14 protein-coding genes are annotated in these 15265 nt (G+C 64.7%); 2 read left to right on the top strand and 12 right to left on the bottom strand.

Translation table 11 applies throughout. The annotated features are described in order from the left end of the window. Positions 1 to 18: 18 nt before the first annotated feature. From QCM77_RS03840 to QCM77_RS03810, 7 genes are all read right to left on the bottom strand, one after another. Complete coding sequence (locus QCM77_RS03840) at positions 19 to 1131, bottom strand: polyamine ABC transporter substrate-binding protein (RefSeq protein WP_279662823.1); 1113 nt, start codon at positions 1129 to 1131, stop codon at positions 19 to 21. A gap of 5 nt (positions 1132 to 1136) precedes the next feature. Beyond that, entirely contained in the window at positions 1137 to 2333 is a 1197-nt protein-coding gene (locus QCM77_RS03835; protein WP_279662824.1) for an aminotransferase, read from the bottom strand. An 8-nt stretch (positions 2334 to 2341) separates the two neighbouring features. After that, entirely contained in the window at positions 2342 to 2668 is a 327-nt protein-coding gene (locus tag QCM77_RS03830; protein WP_015686918.1) for a rhodanese-like domain-containing protein, read from the bottom strand. 303 nt (positions 2669 to 2971) lie between these two features. Then, positions 2972 to 4900: a potassium transporter Kup gene (locus QCM77_RS03825; protein ID WP_279662826.1), complete on the bottom strand. Its 1929-nt coding sequence runs from the start codon at positions 4898 to 4900 to the stop codon at positions 2972 to 2974. Between the two features lie 141 nt (positions 4901 to 5041). Further along, positions 5042 to 6940: a potassium transporter Kup gene (locus QCM77_RS03820; RefSeq protein WP_279662827.1), complete on the bottom strand. Its 1899-nt coding sequence runs from the start codon at positions 6938 to 6940 to the stop codon at positions 5042 to 5044. Positions 6941 to 7213: 273 nt separating this feature from the next. Next, complete coding sequence (locus tag QCM77_RS03815; RefSeq protein ID WP_279662828.1) at positions 7214 to 8044, bottom strand: flagellar motor protein MotB; 831 nt, start codon at positions 8042 to 8044, stop codon at positions 7214 to 7216. A 23-nt stretch (positions 8045 to 8067) separates the two neighbouring features. Continuing rightward, positions 8068 to 8841 carry a motility protein A gene (locus QCM77_RS03810; RefSeq protein WP_275167425.1) on the bottom strand — a complete coding sequence of 258 codons (774 nt, stop codon included), beginning with the start codon at positions 8839 to 8841 and terminating at the stop codon, positions 8068 to 8070. 311 nt (positions 8842 to 9152) lie between these two features. Here QCM77_RS03810 and QCM77_RS03805 point away from each other — a divergent pair, with 311 nt between their 5' ends. Continuing rightward, on the top strand, positions 9153 to 9470 hold the full coding sequence (locus tag QCM77_RS03805; RefSeq protein ID WP_279662829.1) for a hypothetical protein: 318 nt from the start codon (positions 9153 to 9155) through the stop codon (positions 9468 to 9470). A gap of 18 nt (positions 9471 to 9488) precedes the next feature. On the opposite strand, the gene QCM77_RS03800 is transcribed toward QCM77_RS03805, so the two are convergent. The 4 genes from QCM77_RS03800 to QCM77_RS03785 form a co-directional block, all read right to left on the bottom strand. Beyond that, a complete protein-coding gene (locus QCM77_RS03800; RefSeq protein WP_279683613.1) occupies positions 9489 to 10208 on the bottom strand; it encodes an RraA family protein in 720 nt (239 codons plus the stop codon). Positions 10209 to 10346: 138 nt separating this feature from the next. Next, a complete protein-coding gene (locus tag QCM77_RS03795; RefSeq protein ID WP_279662831.1) occupies positions 10347 to 11228 on the bottom strand; it encodes a CDP-alcohol phosphatidyltransferase family protein in 882 nt (293 codons plus the stop codon). An 86-nt stretch (positions 11229 to 11314) separates the two neighbouring features. Next, complete coding sequence (locus tag QCM77_RS03790) at positions 11315 to 12019, bottom strand: phosphatidylserine decarboxylase (protein ID WP_279662946.1); 705 nt, start codon at positions 12017 to 12019, stop codon at positions 11315 to 11317. A 77-nt stretch (positions 12020 to 12096) separates the two neighbouring features. Further along, on the bottom strand, positions 12097 to 14055 hold the full coding sequence (locus tag QCM77_RS03785; protein ID WP_279662832.1) for an ABCB family ABC transporter ATP-binding protein/permease: 1959 nt from the start codon (positions 14053 to 14055) through the stop codon (positions 12097 to 12099). A 200-nt stretch (positions 14056 to 14255) separates the two neighbouring features. On the opposite strand from QCM77_RS03785, the gene QCM77_RS03780 reads away from it, so the two are divergent. Beyond that, entirely contained in the window at positions 14256 to 14861 is a 606-nt protein-coding gene (locus QCM77_RS03780) for an LOG family protein (RefSeq protein WP_279662833.1), read from the top strand. Here the strand turns inward: QCM77_RS03780 and QCM77_RS03775 are convergent. Further along, positions 14858 to 15235, bottom strand: coding sequence for a VOC family protein (locus QCM77_RS03775; RefSeq protein WP_279662834.1), 378 nt, complete (start codon positions 15233 to 15235; stop codon positions 14858 to 14860). The two genes, QCM77_RS03780 and QCM77_RS03775, sit on opposite strands and share 4 nt — an antisense overlap. Between the last annotated feature and the right edge of the window lie 30 nt (positions 15236 to 15265).

Genomic DNA, 15265 nt, shown 5'->3' with positions numbered 1-15265 from the left:
GTGAGATCCCCGGCCCAACTACCGCCCCGTCTTCACCTTCGTCCAAAGCCTATTGATGATGCGCTGCGTGGCCGGCTCACGCGCCGTGATGACGAACAGTTTTGCGAGCATCGCCTCGTCCGGATAGATGTTCTTGTCGTTCAGGATTTTCGGGTCGACCAGCTTCTGGCTGGCGAGGTTGCCGTTGGCGTAGGACAGGAAGTCCGTATTCTTGGCGGCTACGTCCGGGCGGTAGAGATAGTTGATCAGCTCGTTGGCTTCCCTAACGTTCTTGGAATCCGCTGGGATTGCGAGATTGTCGAAGAACATCTGCGCGCCCTCCTTCGGGACGGCGTAGCCGATCTCGATGCCGCCTTTGGCTTCGGCGGCGCGGGCGCGGGCCTGCATGATGTCGCCGGACCAGCCGACCACGAAGCAGATCTCGCCGGTCGCAAGCGCGCTCAAGTATTCGGACGAATGAAACTTGCGCACGGAGGGCCGGACCTTGGCGACGACATCAGCGGCCTTCTCGAGGTCGGCCTGCTTGGTCGAGTCCGGATCGAGCCCGAGATAGTTCAGCGCCGCCGGGAAGATGTCGTCGGCGGAATCCAGCATGTGGACGCCGCAGTCTTTGAATTTTGCCAAATTCTCCGGCTTGAACACGATGTCCCAGCTGTCGATCTTCGCATCCGCTCCGAGAATCTGCTTCAGCTTGGCGACGTTGTAGCCGATGCCCGTCGTGCCCCACATGTAATTGGCGGCGTAGACATTGCCGGGGTCGTAGATCGCGAGACGTTCGGTCACCGCCGGCCAGGCATTGGCCAAGTTCGGCAGCTTCGACTTGTCGAGCTTCTGGAAGATGTTGGCCTTGATCTGGCGCTGGAGGAAATAGGCCGTCGGCACCACGACGTCATAGCCGGACTTGCCGGCCATCAGGCGCGTCTCCAGCGTCTCGTTGGCATCAAAAGTGTCGTAGACCACCCTGATGCCGGTCTCCTTGGTGAAGGCCTCGAGGACGTCAGGCGCCACGTAGTTCGACCAGTTGTAGAAGTTGACGACCCGCTCCTCGGCCGCGGCGGGACCCGGGAGCAACGTCAGCGCCGCGGCGAACGCAAGACCAAGGCGAGCCCCTGAGCGGCTGACGTTCGTCATCTCCCCTACCTCTTGCGCCCGCGCACCGCGTCCGACAGCCGCTCCAGCGCGGTGTCGAGCGTCTCGTCCTTCTTGGCAAAGCAGAAGCGGACCACCGAGGTCACGGGGTCCTGCTCGTAGAAGGCCGACACCGGGATTGCCGCGACCTTGTAATCCTTCACGATCCGCCAGCAGAACTCGGTGTCGCTCTCGTTGAGCCCGAGCGGCGACAGGTCGACGGTGAGGAAGTAGGTGCCCTGCGACTTCAGCACGGGGAAGCCGAGGCTCTCCAGCCCCCTGGTGAGGCGGTCCCTGCTCCGCGTCAGGTCCTTGCGCATCGACAGGAAGTAGTCGTCGGGCTTGCCGAGGCCGTAGGCGACGGCGGCCTGGAGGTTCGGCGCGGTGGTGAAGGTCAGGAACTGGTGCACCTTGGCCGCAACGCGCAGCAGCGGCGGCGCGGCGCAGACGAAGCCGATCTTCCAGCCCGTCAGCGAGAAGATCTTGCCGGCCGAGCCCACCTTGATGGTGCGCTCGCGCATGCCGGGGATCGTGATCAACGGGATGTGCTTGTGCTCGTCGAAGGTGACGTGCTCCCAGACCTCGTCGCAGATCGCGATGACGTCGAACTCCTGGCAGTAGCGCGCCAGCAGCTCGAGATCCTCGCGCGGAAACACCACCGCGGACGGATTCAGGGGATTGTTGAAGAGCACCGCCTTGGTCTTTGAATTGAAGACGCTTTTCAGCATATCCTCATTCAGCCGCCAATGCGGCGGCTCGAGCCGGACCAGCCGCGGAATCCCGCCGGCCTGGCGGATGATCGGCAGATAGGAATCGTACACCGGCTGGAAGCACACCACCTCGTCGCCGGGCTGGACCACGGCGAGGATAGCCGAGGTCAGCGCCTCGGTGCCGCCGGAGGTCACCATCACCTCGCTCATCGGATCGAGCCTCAGGCCGTGCCAATGGCCGTAATGGGTTGCGATCGCCTGGCGCAGCTCCGGCAGGCCCATCATCGACGGGTACTGGTTGTAGCCGTTCAGCGAGGCATCGGCCGCGGCGCGGCGGATGTCTTCGGGACCGGGATCGTCGGGAAAGCCCTGGCCGAGATTGATGGCGGCATTGTCGCGCGCGGCCTGCGACATCGCCTCGAAGATCGTGACGGGAAGGTCGGCGAAGACCTTGTTCAGGGCAGAGCTCTTGTTGAGTGAAGGACTATTGGACATCGGCCCGATCAGCCACCGACCTTGCTGGGAAGTCCCGCCGCCTTCCAGCCCAGCATGCCGCCGGCCAGATGCTTGTCGTAAGGCAGGCCCGCCGCCTGCGCCGCGAGCGAGGCCGTCACCGAGCGTTTTCCCGAGCGGCAGGCGAACACGACCTCCTTGCCGGCGGGATCGGGGATCGCCTTGGGATCGAAGGTCGAGAGCGGCACGACCACGCCGTAAGGATAGGCCTCGGCTTCGACCTCGTTCGGCTCGCGAACGTCGACGAGGAGATAGCGGCCCTCCGCGACTCCCTTGGAGACCTCGTCCGGGGTCAGATCCTGTACCTGGTTTGCCACATCATCCTCCAACGTCGCGGGCCGCATGCCGGGGCGATCCCGGCGGGCGGCAACCTCGCCTCTCGGTGAGCAAAAATCAAGCGCTACAAAGGCTTGGGCTCGGCCCTGCAAGTTAAAGCTAAATCGCAGCGACTTGAAGTGCGACCTTCAGGATGCCTGAAGCTCCTGCTTCACACCTCACCGCCAGCTCGGTGTCATTCCCCGCGAAAGCGGGGAATCCAGTACGCCGCGGCCTCGCCGTATCCACGCACTGTCTCTGGATATTGGATCGCCCGGTCAAGCCGGGCGACGACAGCGGTGGAGCTAGATGGTCACCTGGGTGCCGACCTCGACGACGCGGCCGCTGGGGATCTGGAAATAGTCGGTGGCGTCGTTGGCGGAACGGCTGAGCGAGATGAACAGCCGGTCCTGCCAGCGCGGCATGCCGGAATGGGCGGCCGGCTTGAGCGCCCTCCGCGACAGGAAGAACGAGGTCGACATGATGTCGAATTGCCAGCCGAGCTTGCGGGCGATCGCCAGCGCCTTCGGCACGTTGGGCGATTCCATGAAGCCGAACTTCAGCGTCACCTTGGAGAAGGTCGGCGAGATCTGCTCCAGCCTCACGCGCTCGGCCGGATCGATGCGCGGGGTCTGCGCGGTCTCGATGGTGAGAATGACGTTCTTCTCATGGAGCACCTTGTAGTGCTTCAGACTATGCATCAGCGCGGTCGGGGCGCTGAGGGGATCGCTGGTCAGGAACACGGCCGTGCCGGGCACGCGTTGCGGCGGCCGCTTCTCCAACATCGCCACGAGGTCGGCGAGGGGGAATTCGAGCTTGCGCGACTTCTCGAACAGCAGCCGGCTGCCGCGCCGCCACGTGTACATCAGGATGATCATGAGCGCGCCGAGCGCCAGCGGCACCCAGCCGCCCTCGAACACCTTGAGCAAATTGGCGGCCAGGAAGGTGAGGTCGAGGAACAGGAACGGCGCGATCAAGGCGGCAGCCGTGAACGGCGACCACCGCCAGACCTTCCAGATCACGACGAAGCCCATCATCGCCGTGACCACCATGGTCCCGGTGACGGAGATGCCATAGGCCGAGGCCAGCGCGCTGGAAGAGCGGAACAAGAGCACCAGCAACACCACCGCGACCAGCAGGAGCTGGTTGATGCGCGGGATGAAGATCTGGCCCGAATGGGCTTCAGACGTATGGCGAATTTCAAAGCGCGGCAACAGACCGAGCTGGATCGCCTGGCGCGTCAGCGAATAGGCGCCGGTGATGACCGCCTGGCTCGCGATCACAGTTGCGGCGGTCGCCAGCACGACCATGCAGCCCCGGAAAAAGCCTTGCGGAAAGAGCTGGAAGAACGGGCTCACGATCGCGCCGGGATCGCCGAGCACGAGGGCGCCCTGCCCCAGATAGTTCAGCGCCAGCGACGGCAGCACGATGACCAGCCAGGCGGTTTGGATTGGCCGCTTGCCGAAATGGCCGAGGTCGGCATAGAGCGCCTCCGCACCGGTGACCGCCAGGAACACCGCGCCCAGCGTCACGAAGCCTATGATGCCGTGGTGGAGCATGAAGGACACGGCGTAGAGCGGGTTCAGCGCGAACAGCACCTGCGGCTGCTCGATGATCGGATGGATCGCAGCGATCGCGATCACAGCGAACCAGACACACATGATCGGGCCGAAGAAGGCGGCGACGCGAGCGGTGCCGCGGGACTGTACGGCAAACAGGCCGACCAGGATGATCACGGTCAGCGGCACGATGTAGGGCTCGAACCGCAGGGTGACGTCCTTCATGCCTTCGATGGCCGACAGCACTGAGAGCGCCGGCGTGATCACGGCGTCGCCGTAGAACAGGGCGCCGGAAATGATGCCGAGCAGGACGAGGGTGGCTCCGCCGGTGCCCACCGCGCGCTGGGCCAGCGCCATCAGCGCCAGCGTGCCGCCCTCGCCGTTGTTGTCGGCGCGGAGCAGGATCACGACGTATTTGAGCGTCACCACGACGATCAGCGCCCACAGGATCAGGGAGAGCACGCCGAGCACGGCTGCCGGCGTCGGCACCCCCTCCGCGCCAGAAGCCGCCATCACCGCCTCGCGGAACGCGTAGAGCGGGCTGGTGCCGATATCGCCATAGACGACGCCGATGCTGCCAAGCGTCAGCGCACCGAAACGGGCGGTCGTGTGGGCATCGCCATGCCCATTGGCCGCCGCCGTTTCCGGGACGGAAATCGCTACGTCACTTGTCATGGGGGAGCCTGGTGGCCTCTAAAAATGCTTCACTGCACAACGGCGGAGGAGCGCGCGGCTTATAGGCCTGCGCTGCCGGCATAGCCTAGCCCGATTTCGGGCCCTAGACATGCAATTTTGCATATCTTCGCCAGTCGCCGTTTAGATGGTGACCTGGGTTCCGACTTCAACCACCCGTCCGGTGGGAATCTGGAAATAGTCGGTGGCGTCGTTGGCAGACCGGCTCAGCGCGATGAACAAATGGTCCTGCCAGAGCGGCATGCCGGACTGCGCTGAAGCTTTCAGCGAGCGCCGCGACACGAAGAACGACGTCGACATGATGTCGAACTGCCAGCCCTGCTTGCGCGCGATCGCGAGCGCCTTCGGCACGTTCGGCTGCTCCATGTAGCCGAAGCGCAGGCGGACCTTGAAGAACTTGTCGCTGATCTTCTCCATCCGGAAACGCTCCGACAGGTCGACCCGCGGCGTATGAGCGGTCTCGATGGTCAGGATCACGTTGTGCTCGTGCAGCACCTTGTTGTGCTTGAGATTGTGCAGCAGCGCGGTCGGCACGAAGGAGGGATCGCTGGTCAGGAACACCGCGGTGCCCTTGACGATGTGCGGCGGCCGCTTCTCCAGACTCCGGATCAGATCATCCAGCGGCACCTCGATCCGGCGCGTTTTCTGGATCAGGATTCCCGAGCCCCGTCGCCAGGTCCAGATCGTCCCGGCCATGACCGCACCGAACAGCAACGGCACCCAGGCGCCTTCGAGCAGCTTCAGAAGATTCGCGCTGAAGAAGGTTATGTCGACCACGACGAAGGGCAGGATCACGGCTGCGGCCGTCGCGGCGCGCCAGTTCCACAATTTCCAGATCACGATGAAGCCCATGATGCCGTCGGCGACCATGGTGGTGGAGACCGCGATACCGTAGGCCGAAGCCAGATTGCTGGGGGTGTGGAACAACAGCACCAGCAGCATCACACCAATCAGGAGCAACCGGTTTACACGCGGCAGATAGATCTGCCCGGCGTGGGTTTCCGAGGTGAAGCGCACCTCGAAACGCGGCAGGAGGCCAAGCTGCACAGCCTGATAGACCAGCGAATAGGCCCCGGTGATCACCGCCTGGCTCGCAATCACAGTCGCCGCGGTCGCAAGTCCGACCAGCGGCAGCACGAAATGCTCGGGCACCATGCGGTAGAAGGAGTGCTCGATCGCGCTGGGATCGGACAGCACCAGTGCGCCCTGCCCGAAATAGTTGATCAGGAGCGAGGGCAGCACGAAGAACATCCAGGCCGACTGGATCGGCTTGCGGCCGAAATGGCCAAGATCAGCGTAGAGCGCCTCGCCGCCGGTCACCGCCAGGAACACCGCGCCCAGCGTCACCAGACCGATCGTGCCGTGCGACAGCAGGAATTGCAGCGCGTAATACGGATTGATCGCAGCGAGCACCGACGGATCGTCGGCGATGTGAACGATGCCCAGCACGGCAAGAACGGTGAACCAGACCACCATCACAGGCCCAAAGGCCGAGGCCACCAGCGCAGTCCCCTTGCTCTGGACCGCGAACAGCAGCGCCAGGATGAAGACGGTGAGCGGCACGACGTAATGCTCAAACGCAGGCGTTGCGAGCTTCAGGCCCTCGACCGCCGACAGCACCGAAATTGCCGGCGTGATCATGGAATCGCCGATGAACATGGAGGCGCCGACCACGCCGAGCGCCATCAGGAACCAGCTCCGCCGCCCGAGCGCGCGCTGGCCGAGCGCCATCAGGGAAAGCGTGCCGCCCTCCCCGTTGTTGTCGGCGCGCAGCAGCAGCAGAACATATTTGGCAGTGACGACGATCAGCAGCGCCCAGAGGATCAGCGAGAGCACACCGAGCACCATGACCCGCGAGACCGGCTGGCCGTGGGCCGCGCCCCGGACCGCCTCGTGGAATGCATAGAGCGGCGAAGTGCCGATATCGCCGAAGACGACGCCGATGCTTCCGAGCGTCAGGCCCCAGAAACCCGAGGTGACCGGCCCGTCCTGAGCTTCGGTCGATGTGATGCTCGCCGTCATGTGAAACTGGAAACGCTTCTGCCCGAGAATTGATCCGGCGCCTTTTGACGGTTCCGGCGCGCCCGTCAATCGGCACGTCACCTTAGCAGGCGCGGAGCCGAATGCTGTGACGGCGCAGCAACGGTCGTCGCCAGCGCGACGACATGCCTCAGGTAAGATGGTAGCGCAAGGGCCGCGAGCCTTTCCGTTCCGCTTGCATCGGAACGGGCTCTGGATTCTGGTTTTGACGCGTTTGCTTCACGCGAACCGGCGTCCAGTTCGCTCGAAAACGCTCTAAGGCTTCAGATTCGGCGGCAGCGGCGGATCTTCGCGCATCAGGGTGATGGTCACCCGCCGGTTGGCCGCGAGCGAGGGATCATCCGGAAACAGCGGCTGGGTGTCCGCCTTGCCGGCGACGGCGAAGACGTGCGACGGCGGCAGGCCCTCGCGTTCGAGGATCTGGCGCACGGCATTGGCGCGGTCGGCCGACAGGTCGAAGGCGCCGTAGTCGCTGCGGGTCGGCACGAATCCGGCCGCGGTGTGGCCGGCGATGGAGACGCGCAGCGGCGTCGCCTTGAGCGGGACAGCGAGCTTCTCGATCAGGCGGCGGGTGCGGTCATAGGGCACCTTGGAGCCGTCGGCGAACATCGAGCGGCCGTCCTGGTCCACGATCTCGAGGTTGAGGCCCTGCTTGGTCTCCTCGAACATGATGTGCTTGGACATCTCCGTCAGTTCCGGCATGTCCTGCAAGGCCTGGCGCAGCGAGGCGGCCGCGAGCGCGAAATTGCGGTCGACCTTGATCTTCGCCCCCGACGTGCGGTCACGATCCTCCTGGTCCGGCGTCGGCGTGTTCGAGGAGTCTTCAGGCTGAATGTGATCGACGTTCTTCAGCCGCGGGCGGGTCGGCAGGCCGTCGGACTCGACGATGCCGGCATAGCGCGCTTCGGTCTGGACACCGAAGGCGTCGCGCATGGAGCCTGCGACGACCTTCAGCTTGTTGGCATCCTGGGTCGAGAACGCGACGAGCATGACGAAGAAGCTCATCATCAGGCCCATCAGGTCGGCGAAGGTCACGAACCAGCCGTGACCGCCTCCGTGTGAATCGCCGCGTTTCTTCTTGGCCATCTCTCAAATCCCGGCGGGCGGCCTCAGGCCGGCACCGGCTCGCCTTCGGCGTGACGATGCTTCTCGGGCAGATAGGCCAGCAGCATTTCGCGGACCAGCGTCGGGCTCTTGGAGTCGCGGATCATCAGGATGCCGTCGATGATCAGGGTGCGGTTGGTCTCTTCGTCCAAGAGCTTGCCATGCAGCTTGTCGGCGATCGGGGTACAGAACAGGTTGGCGACCAGCGCGCCGTACAGCGTCGCGAGCAGCGCGGTCGCCATGAACGGGCCGAGCTTGGACGGATCGGTCATATTGGCGAACATCTGCACCATGCCGATCAGCGTGCCGACCATGCCGAAGGCCGGGGCGCAGTCGCCGATGGCGCGATAGATCTTGCTGCCCTCGTCCAGATGCATGAGGAAGTTGTCGCGATCGCGCTCAAGATTGTCGCGGATGAAATCGAGGTCGTAGCCGTCGGCAACGTAGCGAATGCCCTTGGCCAGGAACGGCTCGTCGGTCTCGACCTTTTCCAACCCCACCGGGCCCTGCTTGCGGGCGATCTCGGCGATGCGGGCCAGCTCGTCGACGAGGTCATGCGCCGACAGACGGCTCATCGTGAAGGCAAACTTGGCGCCGAGCGGCAGGCCGTGGATCAGCGTGGAGAGCGGAAAGCGGATCATGGTTGCGGCGGTCGATCCACCGAAGATGATGATCATCGCATGTTCGGAGACGAACATGTGAAGATCGCCGCCCAGCAGCATCATCGTCGCGATGACGATAATGCCCGCCACGAGCCCGATGCTCGTCATGATATCCATGGGAGACTCCAACGCGAACGCAACAACGGCCGTCCTGGCCGATGGCGCGGCCCAACCCCGAACCGCAGCGGAAACCCTAGTGAGCCGCGATTAAAGACGCGTAAAGGTTAAGTTGAGCCGACGCGCCTGGTGGGCGCAGCGCGCTGAAAGGCGCCGGCTTTGCCAACGGTCGACGGGAATTTCAACGTTTTGCTAACCATAAGGCGTCGCGCGCCCCCCATCACTCAAGGCTGCGCGCGCGAAGCCTTTGGCTGCGGCCCTGCGCCACATCGGGGGGCGACGGATCAGTTTGTATTCTGGAGCGGGCCGGCATGCTCATGGCGGGAGTGATCGCAATGTTGACGCTGTTCAGTCTTCTCACCGCGCTTCCCGCAGTGCTGGCGCTCTACATGCTCGAACCCGAGCTCGTCCTGCCGGCGTTCAGCGCGTTGCTCTTTGTCGAAGCGGCCTTGGCCGTGATCGCAGCGCGCTTGATCCACATCCCGGACAATGCGGAAGACATCACCTTGTGGGATTTTGCCGGCGGCTTCACCTTGATCGGCTGCGCTGCCGCGGTGTTCGGCGAGCCGGATCAGGCTGCCCTGTTCCTGACGGAACAGGGCAGCCCGCGAGCGGCGTCGCAGCCGTAGATCGTTCCGGTCCCGCCCCTAGTGAATCTCCGCCGAGCGCTTCAGCGCGGCCTTCAGCTTCTCCAGCGAGAAGTCGGGGCTGCGGGCGATCTCGAGGATCGGCGTCTCGCGGCGGCCACAGAGCTCGGCGGCCTCGGGCAGTTTTGCGGCGATGTCGCGCGGGATCACGATCGCGCCATGCAGGTCGGCGTGGATCAAGTCGTCGGACTTCACGGTCATGCCGGCGACGCGGACCTCGCCGCCAAAGCTCTCCGCATGCACCCAGGCATGCGACGGGCCGATCGAGCCGGCCAGCGCCTGGAATCCAGGGGCCCATTGCGGGATGTCGCGGATCGAGCCGTCGGTGATGACGCCGAGGCAGCCGAGCGCCTTGTGCACGTTGCTCTGCACCTCGCCCCAGAATGCGCCGTAGCCGACGTCGGGACCGTCGATGTCCTGGATCACCGAGATGCGCGGACCGTGGCCGGTGCCGACATATTCGTAATATTCGATGCGGCGCCTGGACTGCTCTTCCGGCGGCAGCGAATTTTTCAGCACCGAACGGATCGCGACCGTGCGGGCGTAGCCGACGATCGGCGGCAGATCGGGGAACGGGCAGACCAGTTGCTTGGTGGTGTAGCCGATCAACCGGCGCTCGGGCGCCACGATCTCCATGGCATTGCAGATCGTCGGCGTGTCGTAGCGGCCCAGCGCTTCGAGGACGGAAGCGGGCAGCGGCCCGGTCGCGGTATCAGTCACGGCGTTCTCTCCCAGATTGGCGGCCGCTGTTGGCGCGGTGCCGCCGGCACAGGGCGATATAGCCGAGATCGGGGCTCAACCCAACTCAGCAAGCCCTCATGGCAGATATCCGAGTCTTGCTGCTCAGCGTCTTGCCGTTCAGTGCAGCCGGTCGGGCCGGTCATCCTCGCGCGGCGGCTCCGACAGGTTTGCCAGCGTCGGTGCCGACGGCGGCGACGAGACCTCGCCTCCCGCCGGCGCGGTGGCTTCCATCGCGCGCGCCTGGTCGCGGTAGGATTTGTAGCCGAGCGGCAAAGCGAGGAGATACAGCACCGTGCCCACCGAGAGGACGTGCCAGGGATAGGCGATCAGGATCGCGATGAAGACGATCACGGTGACGAATGCCGGCAGCACCAGTTCGGGCGGCACGCGCATGCGCTTGGTCTTGCCGGAGAACACCGGCAGGCGCGACACCATCAGGAAGGCGATCAGCAGCGTATACGCAGCCGTCACCGCCGCAGGCAGCCGGCCGAGATCGAGGAACGCGACATAGATCGGCAGCAGCACCGTGATCGCGCCGGCCGGCGCCGGCACACCGGTGAAGAAATTGGCGGCGAAGGCCGGCTTGTTGGGATCGTCCATGGTGGCGTTGAAGCGCGCCAGCCGGAGGCCGCCGGAGATCGCGAACACCATGGCGGCGATCCAGCCGGCATTGCCGAGTTCGTGCAGCTGCCAGAAGTACAGCATCAGGCCGGGCGCGACGCCGAAATTGACGAAGTCGGCGAGGCTGTCGAGCTCGGCGCCGAATTTGGACTGGCCCTTGATCATGCGGGCGATGCGGCCATCGATGCCGTCGAGCGCCGCCGCGAACACGATGGCGTAAACCGCGAGCGACATCCGTCCCTCGATCGACAGGCGGATCGAGGTCAGGCCGGCGCAGATCGCCAGCAGCGTGATGACGTTGGGCACCAGCATCCGCACCGGGATCGGGCGGAACCGCCGGCGGCGAACGTCGGGATCTCTCAGGTCGTAGGGCGTCATGGCTCGTCCTTATCTCAAGGCGAGATATAGCAAGCCCCGCTCCCCTCCGCCATTGCGGCGGAAGGCCCTCAAGGACCGACTATTGGTTAATTGGCGCGATAGGCGCGGCTCGGGTCGTCGCCGGCAAGGTCGGCCAGAATCGTCTCGCCGGCGATCGCGGTCTGCCCTTCCGATACCAGCGCCTTGGTGCCCGGCGGCAGGTAGACGTCGAGGCGCGAGCCGAAGCGGATCAGGCCAAAGCGCTCGCCGGCGCCGATCGCCTGCCCCTCTTTGACGAAGCAGACGATGCGCTTGGCGATCAGGCCTGCGATCTGGACCACGCCGATCCGCGCCGTCGGCGTCGTGATCACCAGCGAGTTGCGCTCATTGTCCTCGCTTGCCTTGTCCAGCTCGGCATTGATGAACAGGCCGGGCCGGTAGGCGATGCGGTCCACCCGGCCCGTGATCGGGCTGCGGTTCACATGGCAGTTGAACACGCTCATGAACACCGAGATGCGCGGCAGCGGCCGGTCGCCGAGCCCGAGCTCGGCCGGCGGCAGCGCCATGGTGATCATCGAGACGCGGCCGTCGGCCGGCGACACCACGAGCCCTTCGCGCACCGGCGTCACGCGGACGGGGTCGCGGAAGAACAGCGCGCACCACACCGTCAGGATGGTGCCGATCCACCCCAAAGGCGACCACAGCCAGAACAGGATGAGGCTTGCCAGCGCAAAGCCGCCGATGAAGGGATAGCCCTCCTTGTGGATCGGCGGGATCTGACGCTGGATCGAATCGAGAATGGACATCGCTATCTGCCGCTCAGGGTTGATGGCGCAGGTCGTCCCGCGCGGTGGAGTTGTTTAGGCCAGAGTTGGGACCGGAGACAAGGTCACTCCGCCGCCGCAGGCGTCGTCAGGGCATCGGCGACCGGCGGCGGCTCCCGGTTGGGCGCCTCGCCCGGGTCGGCCATCCTGGCCAGTTTCTCGCGCGCCGCCTCGGCCTCGCGCTGCCTGTTCCACATGCTGGCGTAAAGGCCCCCCTCCGCGAGCAGTTTTGCGTGGGTGCCGCGCTCGGCGATGCGGCCCTGGTCCAGCACGATGATCTCGTCGGCGCCGACAATGGTCGAGAGCCGATGGGCGATCACCAGCGAGGTGCGATTCTTGGCGACGCGTTCGAGCGCGCCCTGGATTTCGTGCTCGGTGTGGGTGTCGAGCGCCGAGGTTGCCTCGTCCAGCACCAGGATCGGCGGCGCCTTCAACACGGTGCGCGCGATCGCGACGCGCTGTTTTTCGCCACCGGAGAGTTTCAGGCCGCGTTCACCGACCTGGGTCTCGTAGCCCTTCGGCGACAGGCGGATGAAATGGTCGATCTGCGCCAGCCGCGCCGCCTCTTCCACCTCGGCATCGCTGGCGTCCCAGCGGCCGTAGCGGATGTTGTAGCGGATGGTGTCGTTGAACAGCACAGTGTCCTGCGGCACCATGCCGATCGATGCACGCAGCGAGGCCTGCGTGACCCCGCGGATGTCCTGGCCGTCGATCAGGATCTTTCCGCCGGAGATGTCATAGAGGCGGAACAGAAGCCGCGACATGGTCGACTTGCCAGCGCCGGACGGGCCGACGATCGCGACGGTCTTGCCGGCCGGGACCTCGAAGCTGATGCCTTTGAGGATCGGACGCGACGGCTCATAGGCAAAGCGCACGTCCTCGAAACGCACATTTCCTGCGGAGACCACCAGCGGCTTCGCGTCGGGCGCGTCTTTGATCTCGGCCTCGCGTCCGAGCACGTTGAACATCTTCTCGATGTCGATGATCGCCTGCTTGATCTCGCGATAGACCATGCCCATGAAATTCAAGGGCTGGTAGAGCTGGATCATCATGGCGTTGACCAGCACGAAATCGCCGACCGTGTTGGTGCCGTTGCGCACGCCGATCGCGCACATCAGCATGGTCGCGGTCAGCCCGAGCGTGAAGATCACGGCCTGGCCGGTGTTGAGCACCGCGAGCGAGGTATAGGCGTGGACGCTTGACTCCTCGTAGCGCGCGACCGACTTGTCATAGCGCTGCGCTTCGCGGGTCTCGGCGCTGAAATACTTCACGGTCTCGTAGTTGAGCAGCGAGTCGATCGCCTTGGTATTCGCCTCGGTGTCGGAATCGTTCATCTTGCGGCGGATGCCGATCCGCCACTCGGTGGCGATGTAGGTGTAGTACATGTAGACCGCGACCGTGATCAGGGTTGCGACCACGTAGCGCCAGTCAAACTGCCAGAGCAGCACGGCCATCAAGAGCGAGACCTCGACGATGGTCGGGATCAGCTGCAGGATCACCATGCGCACGATGACCTCGATACCCTCGCGGCCGCGCTCGAGCACGCGTGTCAGACCGCCGGTCTTGCGCTCCAGGTGAAAGCGCAGCGAGAGTTCGTGCATGTGGATGAAGGTGATGGTGGCGAGCTTGCGCACCGCGTGCATGGCAACGCGCGCGAAAATGCCGTCGCGCCATTGCGTCAGCACCGCCATCACGATGCGCATCACGCCGTAGCTGGCGGTCAGCAGCAATGGCGAGGCGATCACCCAGAGCTGCCAATTGTCCGCCTGCACCGGCGCGGTGTTGGCACCGGTCAGCGCGTCGGTTGCCCATTTGAAGCTGAAAGGAACCGTCAGCGTGATCAGCTTGGCCGCGAGCAGCAGCACCATCGACCAGACCACGCGCATCTTCAGGTCGAAGCGGTCGCCCGGCCAGATATAGGGCCACAGATGCGCCAGCGTGCCCATCAGCGTGGCCCGTTCCAGTGGTCCCACGGCGGGAGGATCAGGAACGTCGGCGCCGTCGAACGATTGAGATTGGTCCATCAAAAAGCCTGAAAGCCCGCCGGATGCGGGCGCGGTACGATTTGCGATTTTCGCTCGTCATATAGAGCCTTCCCAATGCCAGCGCACCCCGCCAGATGGCGAATCTTTGATTGTTTGCCGCCATTTACCGGTAGATTTCCGGGTGGCCCGAATCACCGATTGGGCTTGACGCCTCTTCGCTGCAATGCATCATGACAACAATGAGCATCATCAAAACCGTCTGTGTCTATTGCGGCTCCGGCCCCGGAACCAATCCCCGCTTCACCGAAGGCGCCAAGGCGTTCGGCAAGGCGCTCGCCGAGAACAGCATCCGTCTGGTCTATGGGGGCGGCTCGCTCGGCCTGATGGGCTCGGTCGCAACCTCCGTGCTCGATCACGGCGGCACCGTCACCGGCATCATCCCCGACTTCCTGCGGATGCGCGAGAACGCGCTGACCCGCGTGCAGGAGATGATCGTCACCCCCGACATGCACGAGCGCAAGCGGCTGATGTTCGAACGCTCCGACGCCTTCGTGGCGCTGCCGGGCGGCGTCGGCACGCTGGAGGAGCTGGTCGAGCAATTGACCTGGAAGCAGCTCGGCCGTCACGCCAAGCCGGTGCTGCTCGCCAACATCGATAATTTCTGGGAGCCGCTGTTCTCGCTGCTGTCGCACATGCGCCAGACCGAGTTCATCCGCGCCGGCCTTTCGGTCGACATCCTCAAGGCCGATCGGATCGAAGAGATTTTGCCGAAGCTGAAGGCGGCTGCGGCACAGATCGACGAGGCGGAAAAGCAGCTCGCCCCGGAAATGGCGCGCAAGCTTTAGTCCGCAGGAAACGTCACCGCCTCGATCCGGTTACCGTCGGGATCGACGACGAAGGCTGCGTAATAGCGCACGCGGTCGTGCGGGCGGATACCCGGCGCACCGTCGGAGGCACCGCCGGCCGCGAGGGCTGCGGCGTGAAATGCATCGACTTCACCCGTTGTCCTCGCCCGGAGGCAGATGTGCACGCCGCTCTCCGGCGGCACGCGCGGCATGCCCTCGCGTAAATTGATCCAGAACTCCGGATAGGTCTTGCCGAAGCCGATCGTCCGCGGCCGCGTCACGACGCGCGTGAGGCCGAGGGCGGCAAGAGTTGCTTCGTAGAATTTTGCTGAGCGTTGGAGATCGCTGACGCCGACGGAGATGTGGTCGATCATGGGTCGCGCTTCCCTCTCCCCTCCTCGTCG

The sequence above is a fragment of the Bradyrhizobium nivariense genome (genome assembly GCF_029846695.2).
In the GTDB taxonomy this organism is placed as follows: Bacteria; Pseudomonadota; Alphaproteobacteria; order Rhizobiales; family Xanthobacteraceae; genus Bradyrhizobium.
Note: the sequence above shows the minus strand (reverse complement) of the source record. Positions and strands in the feature narration are given on the sequence as shown.

Excerpts from the sequence above, each read along its gene's own strand:
- QCM77_RS03795 (WP_279662831.1), bottom strand. The coding sequence starts at position 11,228 with ATGACGCCCTACGACCTGAGAGATCCCGACGTTCGCCGCCGGCGGTTC.
- QCM77_RS03810 (WP_275167425.1), bottom strand. The coding sequence starts at position 8,841 with ATGGATATCATGACGAGCATCGGGCTCGTGGCGGGCATTATCGTCATC.
- QCM77_RS03825 (WP_279662826.1), bottom strand. The coding sequence starts at position 4,900 with ATGACAAGTGACGTAGCGATTTCCGTCCCGGAAACGGCGGCGGCCAAT.
- QCM77_RS03840 (WP_279662823.1), bottom strand. The coding sequence starts at position 1,131 with ATGACGAACGTCAGCCGCTCAGGGGCTCGCCTTGGTCTTGCGTTCGCC.
- QCM77_RS03785 (WP_279662832.1), bottom strand. The coding sequence starts at position 14,055 with ATGGACCAATCTCAATCGTTCGACGGCGCCGACGTTCCTGATCCTCCC.
- QCM77_RS03780 (WP_279662833.1), top strand. The coding sequence starts at position 14,256 with ATGAGCATCATCAAAACCGTCTGTGTCTATTGCGGCTCCGGCCCCGGA.
- QCM77_RS03775 (WP_279662834.1), bottom strand. The coding sequence starts at position 15,235 with ATGATCGACCACATCTCCGTCGGCGTCAGCGATCTCCAACGCTCAGCA.
- QCM77_RS03835 (WP_279662824.1), bottom strand. The coding sequence starts at position 2,333 with ATGTCCAATAGTCCTTCACTCAACAAGAGCTCTGCCCTGAACAAGGTC.
- QCM77_RS03820 (WP_279662827.1), bottom strand. The coding sequence starts at position 6,940 with ATGACGGCGAGCATCACATCGACCGAAGCTCAGGACGGGCCGGTCACC.
- QCM77_RS03815 (WP_279662828.1), bottom strand. The coding sequence starts at position 8,044 with ATGGCCAAGAAGAAACGCGGCGATTCACACGGAGGCGGTCACGGCTGG.
- QCM77_RS03805 (WP_279662829.1), top strand. The coding sequence starts at position 9,153 with ATGCTCATGGCGGGAGTGATCGCAATGTTGACGCTGTTCAGTCTTCTC.